The sequence below is a fragment of the Streptomyces sp. NPDC088354 genome, assembly GCF_044753585.1.
Taxonomy (GTDB): Bacteria; Actinomycetota; Actinomycetes; order Streptomycetales; family Streptomycetaceae; genus Actinacidiphila.
This window is the reverse complement of record NZ_JBIVNJ010000005.1, coordinates 160,556-173,991: the sequence shown is the minus strand read 5'-3', so window position 1 is coordinate 173,991 and position 13,436 is coordinate 160,556. Positions and strand designations below refer to the sequence as shown.

Annotated in this window: 10 protein-coding genes; 2 read left to right on the top strand and 8 right to left on the bottom strand. The window is 72.7% G+C overall.

All coding sequences use genetic code 11. The annotated features are described in order from the left end of the window. Window positions 1-65 precede the first annotated feature (65 nt). Window positions 66-2,117 carry an APC family permease gene (locus tag ACIP98_RS10865; RefSeq protein ID WP_319659081.1) on the bottom strand — a complete coding sequence of 684 codons (2,052 nt, stop codon included), beginning with the start codon at window positions 2,115-2,117 and terminating at the stop codon, window positions 66-68. A 137-nt stretch (window positions 2,118-2,254) separates the two neighbouring features. Here ACIP98_RS10865 and ACIP98_RS10860 point away from each other — a divergent pair, with 137 nt between their 5' ends. Next, on the top strand, window positions 2,255-2,923 hold the full coding sequence (locus ACIP98_RS10860) for a TrkA family potassium uptake protein (protein WP_319659082.1): 669 nt from the start codon (window positions 2,255-2,257) through the stop codon (window positions 2,921-2,923). Next, on the top strand, window positions 2,920-3,588 hold the full coding sequence (locus ACIP98_RS10855) for a TrkA family potassium uptake protein (RefSeq protein ID WP_319659083.1): 669 nt from the start codon (window positions 2,920-2,922) through the stop codon (window positions 3,586-3,588). Before ACIP98_RS10860 ends, ACIP98_RS10855 begins: the two co-directional genes overlap by 4 nt. Before the next feature lie 94 nt (window positions 3,589-3,682). Here ACIP98_RS10855 and ACIP98_RS10850 read toward each other — a convergent pair whose 3' ends face one another. The 7 genes from ACIP98_RS10850 to kdpC form a co-directional block, all read right to left on the bottom strand. Continuing rightward, window positions 3,683-4,444: a DUF3159 domain-containing protein gene (locus ACIP98_RS10850; RefSeq protein ID WP_319659084.1), complete on the bottom strand. Its 762-nt coding sequence runs from the start codon at window positions 4,442-4,444 to the stop codon at window positions 3,683-3,685. Window positions 4,445-4,447: 3 nt separating this feature from the next. Further along, window positions 4,448-4,846 carry an OB-fold nucleic acid binding domain-containing protein gene (locus ACIP98_RS10845; RefSeq protein ID WP_319659085.1) on the bottom strand — a complete coding sequence of 133 codons (399 nt, stop codon included), beginning with the start codon at window positions 4,844-4,846 and terminating at the stop codon, window positions 4,448-4,450. A gap of 31 nt (window positions 4,847-4,877) precedes the next feature. Beyond that, window positions 4,878-5,561: a response regulator gene (locus tag ACIP98_RS10840; protein WP_319659086.1), complete on the bottom strand. Its 684-nt coding sequence runs from the start codon at window positions 5,559-5,561 to the stop codon at window positions 4,878-4,880. Between the two features lie 64 nt (window positions 5,562-5,625). Further along, window positions 5,626-8,169, bottom strand: a complete 2,544-nt coding sequence (locus tag ACIP98_RS10835; protein ID WP_319659087.1) for a sensor histidine kinase KdpD — start codon at window positions 8,167-8,169, stop codon at window positions 5,626-5,628. 145 nt (window positions 8,170-8,314) lie between these two features. Beyond that, a complete protein-coding gene (locus ACIP98_RS10830; RefSeq protein WP_401975010.1) occupies window positions 8,315-10,861 on the bottom strand; it encodes an ATP-binding protein in 2,547 nt (848 codons plus the stop codon). Between the two features lie 167 nt (window positions 10,862-11,028). Further along, window positions 11,029-12,333, bottom strand: coding sequence for a hypothetical protein (locus ACIP98_RS10825; protein ID WP_401975008.1), 1,305 nt, complete (start codon window positions 12,331-12,333; stop codon window positions 11,029-11,031). 472 nt (window positions 12,334-12,805) lie between these two features. Further along, entirely contained in the window at window positions 12,806-13,435 is a 630-nt protein-coding gene (gene kdpC, locus ACIP98_RS10820) for a potassium-transporting ATPase subunit KdpC (protein WP_319659090.1), read from the bottom strand. Between the last annotated feature and the right edge of the window lies 1 nt (window position 13,436).

The following is a 13,436-nucleotide window of genomic DNA, read 5'->3' as shown; positions in this document are numbered from 1 at the left end:
TCCTGACAACGGGGGCGGGATGAGGACGGCAGCTCACCAGTCTACGGTGCGCCACCGCCCTCCCCTCACGCCCGTCCGCTGGGCTCCCGGCGCCTGCGCGGGCGGCCGACCTCGCCGCGGCGCACCGAACCGGGCGCGTTCCACTCGGCGCCCTTGCGGGCCCGGACCTTGGCACGCTCGGAGGACTCCAGCTGCCAGGGCACCGAGGTGACCATCACACCGGGGGTGAACAGCAGCCGGCCCTTGAGCCGCAGGGCGCTCTGGTTGTGCAGCAGATGCTCGTACCAGCGGCCGACCACGTACTCCGGGATGAAGATCGAGACGACGTCGCGCGGGCTGCTGCGGCGCAGGCTCTTGACGTAGTCGACGATCGGCCGGGTGATCTCGCGGTAGGGCGAGTCCAGCACCTTCAGCGGCACGTCGATGCCGCGCCGCTGCCATTCGGCCTGCAGCGACTTGGTGTCGGCGGGGTCGACGTTGATGCTGAGCGCCTCCAGCGTGTCCGAGCGGAACAGCTTGGCGTAGGTCAGGGCGCGCAGCGTGGGCTTGTGGACCTTGGAGACCAGCACGATCGAGTGCACCCGGGAGGGCTTGGCCTCCTCCTCGCCGGGCTCCTCCGCGGCGGCGAGCTCGCTGGAGACCCGGTCGTAGTGGCGGCGGATGGCGGTCATCGTGGCGTAGAACAGGCCCATGCCGAGCACCGCGACCCAGGCGCCGTGGGTGAACTTGGTCAGCAGGACGACGACCAGCACCAGACCGGTGAAGAAGGCGCCGAAGGTGTTGATCGCGCGCGAGCGGATCATGTGACGGCGCACCGCCGGGTCGGTCTCGTCGGCCAGGTGCCGGTTCCAGTGCCGGACCATGCCGATCTGGCTCAGGGTGAACGACACGAAGACGCCGACGATGTATAGCTGGATCAGCCGGGTCGAGTCGGCCCCGTAGAGGTAGACCAGCACCGCGGCGAACGCGGCCAGCAGCACGATGCCGTTGCTGAAGGCGAGCCGGTCGCCGCGGGTGTGCAGCTGCCGCGGCAGGTAGCGGTCCTGGGCGAGGATCGAGCCGAGCACCGGGAAGCCGTTGTAGGCGGTGTTGGCGGCCAGGAAGAGGACCAGGGCGGTCGCCCCCGCCAGGAAGATGAAGGGGATCGAGCCGTCGCCGAAGACGGCCGAGGCGACCTGGGCGATCACCGGGTCCTGGGTGTAACCCGCGCCGACCGGCTTGCCGTTGACCAGCAGGTCGGTCGCCGGGTTCTCGGCCATCCGCACCTTGGTGTACAGCGCGAGCGCGATGATGCCGCAGAACATCGTCACCGCGAGCAGGCCCATGGCGGCCAGCGTCGTGGCGGCGTTCTTCGACTTCGGCTTGCGGAAGGCGGGCACGCCGTTGCTGATCGCCTCGACGCCGGTGAGCGCCGCGCAGCCGGAGGAGAAGGCGCGCAGCAGCAGGAAGACCAGGGCGAAGCTCGCCAGCCCGGTGTGCTCGGCCTTGATCGTGTAGCCCGCGGTCGGGGCGTGCATCTCACTGCCGGTCGCGATCTTGAAGATGCCCCAGAGCAGCATGCAGAAGACGCCGAAGACGAACGCGTAGGTGGGGATCGCGAAGATCGTCCCGGACTCGCGGACGCCGCGCAGGTTCATCAGCATGAGCAGCACGATCATGCCGATCGCGCCGATCACCTTGTGCTCGACGAAGAACGGCACCGCGGACCCGAGGTTCTCCACGCCCGAGGCGACCGACACGGCCACGGTGAGCACGTAGTCCACGAGCAGCGCGCTGGCCACGGTGAGCCCGGCACGCGGCCCCAGGTTGGTGGTGGCGACCTCGTAGTCGCCGCCGCCGGAGGGGTAGGCGTGCACGTTCTGCCGGTACGAGGCGACGACCGTGAACATCAGCACCACGACCGCGACCGCGATCCAGGGGCTGAAGTGGTAGGCCGACACTCCCGCGATCGACAGGACGAGGAGCACCTCGCCCGGCGCGTACGCAACGGAGGACAGCGGGTCCGAGGCGAAGACCGGGAGGGCCAGCCGCTTGGGCAGGAGGGTCTCCCCGAGCTTGTCGCTCCGCAGCGCCCGCCCGATCAGGATCCGTTTCGGAAGGTCGGTCAGTTTGGACACCCGAGGATGTTAGAGGATCGTCAAGGTTTTCGATCCACCGCCCACCTATCGAGCGGTTACGTGCGTGTGTAGCTTTGGCCGCGGTCTGAGACCCTGAGAGGGAATCGGCCACATTGTTGACAGCCGGAAGGACGGTCGTGCACGTCGTGATTATGGGTTGCGGGCGAGTGGGTTCCACTCTCGCGCACTCCCTTGAGCAGCAAGGTCATACAGTGGCCGTGGTGGACCAGGATCCGACGGCGTTCCGCCGCCTGGGCTCGGGTTTCAGCGGACGCCGCGTGACCGGGGTCGGATTCGACCAGGACACGCTGCGCGAGGCGGGCATCGAGGAAGCCGGCGCGTTCGCCGCCGTCAGCAGCGGGGACAACTCCAACATCATCGCGGCCCGGGTGGCCCGTGAGATGTTCGGCATCGAGAACGTGGCCGCCCGTATCTACGACCCCCGCCGTGCCGAGGTGTACCAGCGCCTGGGCATCCCGACCGTGGCCACGGTGCGCTGGACGGCCGACCAGATGCTGCGCCGCCTGCTGCCGTCGGGGGCCGAGCCGTTGTGGCGCGATCCGAGCGGTGGGGTGCAGCTCGCCGAGGTGCACACCGACACCGCGTGGGTGGGCCACAAGGTCAGCCGGCTGCAGGAGGAGACCGGAGTGCGCGTGGCGTTCCTCACCCGGCTCGGCGAGGCGATGCTGCCCACGTCCGAGACGGTTCTGCAGGAGGGCGACCTCGTGCACGTGATGATGCGCACGAACGAGGTCGAGCAGGTCGAGGCCGCGTTCGCCAAGGGTCCCGAGGAGACGAACCGATGAGGGTCGCCATCGCCGGGGCGGGCGCCGTGGGCCGCTCGATCGCGGGTGAGCTGCTGGAGAACGGCCACGAGGTCCTTCTGATCGACAAGAACCCCACCTCGATCTCGGTCGAGCGGGTGCCGCAGGCGGAGTGGTTGCTGGCCGACGCCTGCGAGATCACCTCGCTGGACGAGGCAGCGCTGCAGCGCTGCAATGTGGTGATCGCCGCCACGGGTGACGACAAGGTCAACCTCGTGGTCTCGCTGCTCGCCAAGACGGAGTACGGCGTGCCGCGCGTGGTCGCCCGGGTGAACAACCCGAAGAACGAGTGGCTGTTCAACGAGGCCTGGGGCGTGGACGTGGCGGTCTCCACACCGCGTCTGATGTCGGCCCTGGTCGAGGAGGCGGTGAGCGTCGGCGACCTGGTCCGGCTGCTGCGCTTCAGCCAGGGTGACGCCAACCTCGTCGAGTTGACGCTGCCCGAGGAGGCCGCGCTGGTCGGCACCCGCGTCGGCGACGTGAACTGGCCCGAGGACACCGCGCTGGTGACCATCATCCGCGGTCACCGGGTGCTCACCCCGTCCAAGGACGACGCGCTGGAGGCGGGCGACGAGCTGCTGTTCGTCGCGGCCCCGCACCGCGAGGAGCAACTGGAGGACCTGCTCTCGGTCCGCAGCGGCGCGTAGCAAGACCAGCACCGCGCAGACGAAGGGGCGCCCGGAACCGTGCGGTTCCGGGCGCCCCTTCGTTCGTTGCGGAGCAAGCCGCCGGCGGGCGGTGTCAGCGCTCCGCGGCCTCCTTGGCGGCCCGTTCCTCGGCCTCCTTGGCCTCCTCCGCCTCCATCTCGGCGATCACGTCGATCGGCGGCGGGGCCTTGGCGAGGAAGATCCACGTCAGGTAGACGGCGAGCAGGAACGGCGGGATGCCGAGTGCGACCTTGACCCAGCCGAGCTGGGTGGCGTTGCCCCAGAAGTACAGGGGGAAGAGGATCGCCGACTTGGCCAGCAGGATGACGCCCCAGGCCCAGGTGGACTTGGTGTACGCAACCAGCCGCCCGGGGTTCCTGGTCTTCCAGGACAGGTTCTCCTTCAGGATCGGGCCGAGCAGCAGCCCGATCAGGGGGTACCCCACCAGCGCCGAGACCACGTAGGCGACCGCGAGCCCGAGGGTGTACAGCATGCCCGGCAGGTAGAAGTTCTTCGCGTCCCCGGAGAGCATCGCGAAGACCGCGCCGAAGGCGACGCCGAAGACACCGCTGAAGGCGTGCTTGAGGGTCTGCTTGCGCACCACCCGGGCGAGGGCCAGCACCAGCGAGAGGCCGAGCGCGGCCGCGGCCGCGGTCTTGATGTCGCGGTTGATCGTGTAGATCAACACGAAGACCAGGCCGGGCACCGTGGTGTCCACCATGCCCCAGACGCCGCCGAAGGCCTCCAGGAGCGCGTGGTCGGCGGCCGCCCTGGAAGCGGCCGCGTCGTGCTCCGGGCCCTGAGGCCCGGCATCGGTGCCGGGCTCTGTCCCGGTCCGCTTGTCGATCGACGCCACCGGCTACTCCTGTCCGACCGGACGCAACTCGTACTTGGGGTTGAACAGCACCGGACGGCCTCGGTTCATGGAGATCCGGCCCGACGCGATGATCCTGCGGCCCGGCTCGATGCCGACGATGCTCCGCCGGCCGAGCCACACCACGTCCAGCGGTGCCGAGCCGTCGAACAGCTCCGCCTCCAGCGCGGGAACGCCCGCACGGGGACGCAGCGTGACTGCGCGCAGTGTACCCGTCACCGTGACGATGTCACGGTCGTGGCAGTCGCAGATCCGCGTGCACCCGACGTCCGCTGTGTCCTTGCGCAGTTCGTCGGAGTGCAGCTCCTCCTGGGAGGTGGACAGGCGGTCGAGCATCCGGCGAAAACGGCCGCCAGGTCGGTCCGAACGGGTGGTACCACTCATACTCCGAAGGGTACCGGGCCGCGGGGCAGGATCACTTCTCGAAGCGGTAGCCCATCCCCGGCTCGGTGATGAAGTGCCGGGGATGCGCGGGATCCGCCTCCAGCTTGCGCCGCAGCTGCGCCATGTAGACCCGGAGGTAGTTGCTCTCCGTGCCGTACGAGGGCCCCCAGACCTCCTGGAGCAGCTGCTTCTGGCTGACCAGGCGGCCGGTGTTGCGGACCAGGACCTCCAGCAGGTGCCACTCGGTCGGGGTCAGGCGCACGTCGGCGCCGTCGCGGTTGACCTTCTTGGCGGCCAGGTCGACGGTGAAGGACTCGGTCTCCACCGTGGCGGCGCCGTCCTCGGGACCGCCGGGCGTGGCCCGCCGGACGGCCGCGCGCAGCCGGGCCAGCAGTTCGTCCATGCCGAAGGGCTTGGTGACGTAGTCGTCCGCGCCCGCGTCCAGCGCCTCGACCTTCTCGTCCGACGCCTGGCGGGCGGAGAGCACGATGATCGGCACCCGGGTCCAGCCGCGCAGGCCCCGGATCACCTCGACGCCGTCCATGTCGGGCAGACCGAGGTCGAGCACGATGACGTCGGGGTGGCGGGCGGCCGCGAGCGCGAGCGCGGTCGCACCGTCATGGGCGGCGTCGACCTCGTATTTGCGGGCACGCAGGTTGATCACGAGAGCCCGCACGATCTGCGGCTCGTCGTCGACCACGAGCACCCGGTTCATGGGGCCTGCCTTTCGTTCACTGCGACATTCGTGGGGGCGGCGGTCGTGGGACCGGGCGACGCGCTCATGTCGTCGCCTCGGCGGGGAGGTCCGGCGTCGCGGGAGGACTGCCGGGCGCGGCCTTCAGGGTGAGCACCATGGTCAGCCCGCCGCCGGGGGTGTCCTCCGGGTGCAGCGTCGCGCCCATGGCGTCGGCGAAGCCGCGGGCGACCGCCAGGCCGAGGCCGACACCGTTGCCGCGAGGGGCGTCGCCGTAGCGCTGGAAGGGCTCGAAGATGCGGTCCTTGGCACTGTCGGGGACGCCCGGTCCGCGGTCGACCACGCGCAGGTCGACGCGGTCGCCGAGGGCGCTGGCGGCGACCAGGACCCTGGTGCCCTCGGGGCTGTACTTCACGGCGTTCTCGACGATGTTGGCGACGCTGCGCTCCAGCAGTCCCGGGTCCACGGAGACCATGGGCAGGGTCTCGGGGACGTCCAGGCTGACGCTGCCGTCGGGAACGCCGCGCAGGGCCTTGGGCACGACCTCGTCCAGGTCGATCTCGCGGATCAGCGGATTGACGGTGCCGGTCTGCAGCCGGGACATGTCGAGCAGGTTGCCCACCAGGTTGTCCAGCCGGTCGGCGCCGTCCTCGATGCCCTCCAGCAGCTCGGCCTCGTCCTCCTCGGACCAGGCGACGTCGTCCGAGCGCAGGGAGCTGACCGCCGCCTTGATGCCCGCGAGGGGGGTGCGCAGGTCGTGGGAGACGGCGGCGAGCAGGGCGGTGCGGATGCGGTTGCCCTCGGCGAGCCCGCGGGCCAGAGCGGCCTCGTCCTCCAGCCGCTGCCAGTCCAGAACCCCGGCCGCCTGGGCCGCGAAGGCGGACAGCACACGGCGGTCCGAGGCCGGCAGCACGCGGCCGGTGAGGGCGAGCGAGAGGTTGTCGCTGACCGGCACCTCCACGTCGGCGTCCTCGGGGCGCAGGCACGGGCTGCCGCCGACACCGGCGGCGCAGGTCCACGCCTCGTGCTCGCCGGCCCGCTCCAGCAGGACCACGGAGTCCATGCCGAAGGTCTCCCGCACCCGCTCCAGCAGCGCGTCCAGCGAGTGCTCGCCACGCAGCACGCTGCCCGCCAGATAGGACAGGATCTCCGCCTCGGACTGGAGTCTGGCCGCCTGGTGCGTGCGGCGGGCCGCCAGGTCCACGACCGAGGCGACGGCGAGGGCGACCACCACGAAGATGACGATGGCGATCAGGTTCTCGGGCTTGGAGATCGTGAAGGTGTGCAGGGGCGGCGCGAAGAACCAGTTCAGCAGCAGGGAGCCGCCGACGGCGGAGACCAGTGCCGGGTAGAGGCCGCCGGTGAGCGCCGCCGCCACCGTCAGGGCCATGAAGAGCAGCATGTCGGTGGCCAGACCGAGGCCGCTGTGCAGATTGGTCAGCACGACGCAGAGCAGGACCGGGCCGAGCACACCGGTCAGCCAGCCGGCGATCACCCGGGAACGGCCGAGCCTGGCGCCGCGCGCGATGGGCAGCCCGCGCCCCTTGGCGGCCCGCTCGTGGGTGACGATGTGCACGTCGAGGTCGGGGCCGGACTCCCGGGCCACGGTCGCGCCGACGCCGGGGCCGAGTACGTACTGCCAGGCAGGGCGGCGGCTGGTGCCCAGCACGATCTGGGTGGCGTTCACGCCGCGCGCGAAGTCCAGCAGCGCGGTGGGCACGTCGTCGCCGACGACGTGGTGGAAGGAGCCGCCGAGGTCCTCCACCAGGGTGCGCTGGACCGCGATCTCCTTGGGCGAGCCGGCGGCCAGGCCGTCGCTGCGGGCGATGTGCACGGCGAGGATCTCGCCGCCCGCGCCCTTGGCGGCCATCCGGGCCGCGCGCCGGATCAGGGTGCGTCCCTCGGGGCCGCCGGTGAGGCCGACCACGATGCGCTCGCGGGCCTGCCACGTGGACGAGATGTGGTGGTCGGCGCGGTACTGCCGCAGGTACTCGTCGACCCGGTCGGCGACCCACAGCAGCGCGAGTTCGCGCAGCGCGGTCAGGTTGCCCGGCCGGAAGTAGTTGGACAGGGCCGCGTCGACCTTGTCGGAGGCGTAGATGTTGCCGTGCGCCATGCGGCGGCGCAGGGCCTGCGGCGACATGTCCACCAGCTCGATCTGGTCGGCCCTGCGGACCACCTCGTCGGGGACGGTCTCGCGCTGGCGCACCCCGGTGATCGACTCGACGGCGTCGCCGAGCGACTCCAGGTGCTGGATGTTCACCGTCGATATGACGTTGATCCCGGCCTGCAGCAGTTCCTCGACGTCCTGCCAGCGCTTCTCGTTGCGGCTGCCGGGGACGTTGGTGTGGGCGAGCTCGTCGACCAGGGCCACCTCGGGGCGGCGGGCGAGCACCGCGTCGACGTCCATCTCGGTGAACGTGGTGTCGCGGTACTCGATCTCCTTGCGCCGTACGACCTCCAGGCCGTGCAGCATGACCTCGGTACGGGGGCGCCTGTGGTGCTCGACGAAGGCCACGGCGAGGTCGGTGCCGCGCTCCAGCCGCCGGTGGGCCTCGGAGAGCATGGCGTAGGTCTTGCCCACTCCAGGGGCGGCCCCCAGGTAAATCCGCAAAATGCCGCGTGCCATGACTCCACGTTCCGCTTCGTTGCGCCGACCGTCCGACGCGCCGACGTTGCAAATCCTATGGTCCCAGCAAAGGACAAACAGGACATGGTGCTCGGCACCTGGTCATGTTGACGTGGCCTTGACGCCCCGTGGCGGCCACTGGTCCTCAGGCGGCCGCCTGCCGCGGCGTCCGGGCGGCGGGCAGGGACAGCACCATGGTGAGCCCGCCGCCCGGTGTGTCCTCGGGGACGAGGGTGCCGCCCATGGCCTCGGCGAGGCCGCGGGACAGGGCGAGCCCCAGGCCCAGGCCGGTGCTGTTGTCAGTGTCGCCCAGGCGCTGGAACGCCCCGAAGACCCGCTCGCGCGCGTCCGGCGGCAGCCCCGGTCCCCGGTCGGCGACGCGCAGCTCCACCCGGTCGGCCAGCGAGCCGGCGGTGACCAGCACGGGCTTCCCGGCGGGCGCGTACCGGACCGCGTTCGCGACCAGATTGGCCAGCACCCGCTCCAGCAGCGGCGCGTCCGCGAGGACGTCGGGGGCCCGCTCCAGCTCCGGCGCGAGCACCGCCGCCCGGTCCTCCGGAAGGCTGTCCAGGGCGAGCGGCAGCACCTCGCGCAGCGCCGTGGGCACCGGCCGCGGCGTGAGGGCGCCGGCCTGCAGGCGGCTCATGTCGAGCAGGTTGTCCACCAGGCGGCCGAGCCGGGCCATGGACTCGTCGGCCGTGGCGAGCAGTTCCTCGCGGTCCTCGGCGGAGAATTCGACGTCGCTGCTGCGCAGCGAGCTCACCGCCGCCCAGCCGCTGGCCAGGGGGGTGCGCAGGTCGTGGCTGACGGCGGCGAGCAGCGCGGTGCGCATGCGGTCGGCCGCCTTGACCGGCTCGATCTCGGCCGCGGCCTCGGCCAGCCGGGCGTGCTCGACCGCGGCGGTCAGGTGGGCGGCGAACGCGGTGAGCACCCGGCGTTCCGAGGCGGCGAGACCCCGGCCGCGCAGCACCAGGCGGGCGTCGGCGCCGATCGGCACGATGACCGGCGGCGGCCCCTCACCGCCGGCCGGCTCGCCGGCTCCGGTCATCAGCTCGGCGCTGTCCATTCCGAAGACCTCACGGGTGCGCTCCAGCAGCAGGGGCACGGCCTGGTCGCCGCGCAGGACGTCGCCCGCCAGCGAGGACAGCGTCTCCGCCTCGGCCGTCGCGCGGGCGGCCCGGCGGGACAACCGCAGCGAGCGGTCGACCATGGCCGCGACGGTCACCGCGACCGCGGCGAACACGAGGGTGGCCACGGCGTTGTTGGTGTCGTTGATCGTGAAGCGGCCGACGGGCGGGATGAACCAGTAGTTGAGCAGCAGCGAGGCCGCGACCGACGCCAGCAGCGCGGAGACCACCCCGCCGATGCAGGCGACGCCGACCACCGTGAGCAGGAAGAGCAGTGCCTGGCTGGTGAGGTTGAGGTGCCCGCGGGTGTTCGCGAGCACGACGGTCAGCAGTGCGGGCAGCACGAGGCCGGCCACCGGCCCGGCGAGCCTGCGCGCCGGCGGCACTCCGCCGCCGGGCGCGGAGGGCAGGCGCCCCAGGCCGGCCCGCTCGTGGGTGACCATGTGGACGTCGATGTCCCCGGAGTGCTCGACGGTGGTCTCGCCGACGCCCGGCCCGGTCACCATCCGGGCCAGCCGGCCGCGCCGGCTCACCCCGACCACCAGCTGGGTGGCGTTCTCGGCGCGGGCGAAGTCCAGCAGCGCTGTAGGCACGTGGTCGCCCACGACGGTGTGGTGGCTGCCGCCCAGGCCCTCCACGAGCTGCCACTGCTCGGCGAGGCTGCCGGGCGGGACGTCCGTGAGGCCGTCGCTGCGGACGACGTGCACCGCCAGGACGTCCCGAGCCCGGCCCGCCCCGAGGGTGCGCCCGCCCGCCGCGCGGTCGGCGATCCGTACCGCCCGGCGGATCAGCGTCTCGCCCTCCGGGCCGCCGCTCAGCGCCACCACGACGCGCTCGCGGGTCTCCCAGACCCGGCCTATACCGTGTTCCGTGCGATACCTCTGCAGGGCCTCGTCGACCCGTCCGGCCAGCCACAGCAGGGCCAGTTCGCGCAGAGCGGTGAGATCGCCGATCCGGAAGCGGTGGGCCGGCGCGGCGTCGATACGGCCGGGTTCGCAGACGTTTCCGTGCGCCAGGCGACGGCGCAGCCCCTCGGGCGGGATGTCCACGAGCTCGATCTGGTCGGCCCGGCGGACGATCGCGTCGGGCACGGTCTCCGGCTCCGGGACACCGGTGATCTCCCGCACCACGTCGTTCAGGGACTCCAGGTGCCGGATGTCGACCGCGGTGACCACGTCGATCCCGGCGGCCAGCAGCTCGGCGACGTCCTGCCACCGCTTGGCGTTCCGGCCGCCGGGCGCATTGGTGCGGGCGAGTTCGTCGACCAGCGCCACCGCGGGACGGCGGGCGAGCACGGCGGCGACGTCGGGTTCGGCGCGCTCCACACCCTGGTGCGTACTCCGCCTCGTGGGCACGGCCTCCAGGCCGTGCAGCATCTCCAGCGTGCGCGGGCGGCCGTGGCACTCCGCGAGGGCCACGACCACGTCCGTGCCGCGCGCGGCCCGCCGTCGGCCCTCGTCGAGCATCCGGTACGTCTTGCCGACCCCCGGAGCCGCGCCGAGGTACACCTTGAGCCGACCGGGCACCCGGCCCGGCGGATGGCCCGCGACGACGCTGTGCGCCACCTGATGCGCCTCCTTGCGCGGAGTGTGCGGTTCGGAGCACCGCCTCACTGGCAGCGAAGCGCTTCGCCGTCTTCGCCGCCCAGGCCGTTGGCGAAGCCATGACGCCGCGCGGAGCGCCCTTGACATCCCCTTGACGTGGGCTGACCGGCCGCCCCCGCCGGCACCGGTCAGCGGAACTCGGCGAGGCGGGGGCGCAGGCCCAGCAGGACCAGGGCCGCCGCCGCGGCCACACCGCCCGCGAGCCCGAGCGGCTGAGGGAGCGCGCCGCGGGCGCCGTCGGCGGAGGCGCGTTCGTAGGCGGACATGTTGATGGCGATGACGTCGCGCAGCGCCGCGTCGAGGGCGGCGAAGTCGTGGTTGGACTCACCGGGGCCGTAGCCGGTGCAGTAGGCGACGGCCTCGGTGTGCCGGCCGGCCCGGGCGAGGGTGCGGACGGTGCGGTCGTCGCGCTGGTAGGCCCGGTAGCGGGCGAGCACCCGGCCGGCGGCGGCGCGTTCGCCGGGGAAGGTGATGTTCCGGAACTCGTCGCCGAAATAGCCCGTCGCGCCGTCGGCGACGCGGACGTCGTCGAGCCCCGTGGCGTAGGTGTCGATCGTGGCGCCCGGCACCCGCAGCAGCCGCTGGCTCTTGCCGAGGAAGGCGGCCTCCTGCGCGCCGGAGTGGGCCCGGTCCAGCAGGTAGCGGGACTCGTCGGCGTTGGCGTCGTACGCGACGGCACGGGCGCGGGTGAGGGCCAGAACGGAGTCGAACGCGTCCCGCCGGGCGACCTCCAGGTCGTGCCGCTGGGTGCCGATCCCGGCCGCGCCCACGACGGTCACCGCGAGCACGAGGAGAGTGGCCGCGACGGCACCGGGGTTGACCACGCGGCGGAAACGTCCCGCGAGGTGGATCTGCAGCGCGACGAGGACGGCCAGCAGCGCCAGGCCCGTGCCGATCAGCGCGGCGCGCGCCCACGCGGCCCGTCCGAGGGCGTCCCGGTAGGTGTGTTCGAAGGCGCGGTCGTTCGCGGTCACCAGGGCGTCGGCCTCGGGCAGCAGGCGCGTCCGCATCAGGTGCGAGGCGTTGCGGTACTCCGCGGTGCGGCCGAGGGCGAGGGCGCGGGCGGCCAGTTCCTCGTACGCCCCGAAGTCCGCGATGGCGCCGGCGACCTCGCGCTCGCCCGCCGGATCACCGGCGGCCGCCGCGGCCAGGTCGCGGAGGTAGCCGGCGGCCTCGACGCGGCGCCGCTCGTACACGCGGGCCGCGTCGGCGCGGGTCCGGGCGAGGGACGCGGTGTCGCCGGCCAGCAACTGGTTGGCGATCTGGGCGTCCATGTCGTTGAGGGCGAAGTACAGCCCGGTCGCGCTGGTCACACGGGGTGCTGAGTGGTCCCGGACCGCGTCCCAGGAGGCGTCGGCGGCCACGCCGCCGGTCACCAGGACGGCCGCGAGCGCGGCGCACGCGGTCAGCACGACCGCGCGGAAGCCGCGCAACCGTGCCGGTTCGGTGACCGGGCGACGGCCGCGCGGCCTCCGTGGCCGGCGCGCGGGGGCCTCCGGCGGGACGCGGTGGCGTCCTTCCGGGTCCGGTTCCGGCGCCCCCGCAGGCGCCTCCCGGCCTTCCGCAGCAATGACGGCGACCGCCATCGGGCTGCGCCCCCCTCCGCACACCGCGGAGCGGCCTCCGCAGGCCCCCCTCGCGAGCACCACTCTTCCCGCGATCGCGGCCCCGTCCCCCCGCCTTGGCGGGTTCCGTACGCCGCCCCCGACGCCCTTGACGCGTCCCTGACGCGCGGCCCGCGTTCTCCCACGCCGGCGGCCCCCCTGCCGACCGGGCACGGGCGCGATCCCTTCGAGGCTCACGGCCTGGACCTGCGGCCGGTGCACGGCGGACCGGGGCCGCCCCCTTCGGAGCGCGACGGCGGGACGGCGTACGCACGCACCCGTCGCGGACGGGAGGGGATGGTCAGCGGGCCAGCTGCCGGAGGGCGATGTTGAGCTCCAGGACGTTGACGGTCGGCTCGCCGAGGAAGCCCCACTCACGGCCGTGCGTGTGCTCCTCGACGAGCCTGGCGACCTCGGCGGTGGGCAGGCCGTTGGCCTTGGCGACCCGCGCCGTCTGGACGGCCGCGTAGGCCGGGGAGATGTCCGGGTCGAGGCCGGAGCCGGAGGCCTGGACCGCGTCGGCGGGGACCTCGGACCGCGGCACGTGGTTGAGAGCGGCGACCTCCTGCCCCCGCTCCTTCACCAGGTCGGTCAGCGTCTTGCCGGTGACCGCCAGGTTGGAGGCACTGGTGTGGGTCGGGTCGTAGGGGCCCGCACCGGCGCCCGCGTCGGCGGCCGAGGGGCGCGGCTGGAACCACCGGGGGTCGGGCGCGAAGTCCTTGCCGGTCGTGAAGTTCTGGCCGATGAGCCTCGACCCGACGACCCTGCCGTCGGCCCTCACCTCCGAGCCGCCCGCCTGCCGGCGGAAGGCCGCCTGGCCCACGCCCCACACCGCGACGGGGTAGGCCACGCCGAGCACCACGGTCAGGACCAGCAGAGCGCGCAGCGCGCTCCACAGCAGCCGGGCGGAATGGCGTACGGAAGCGTTCATG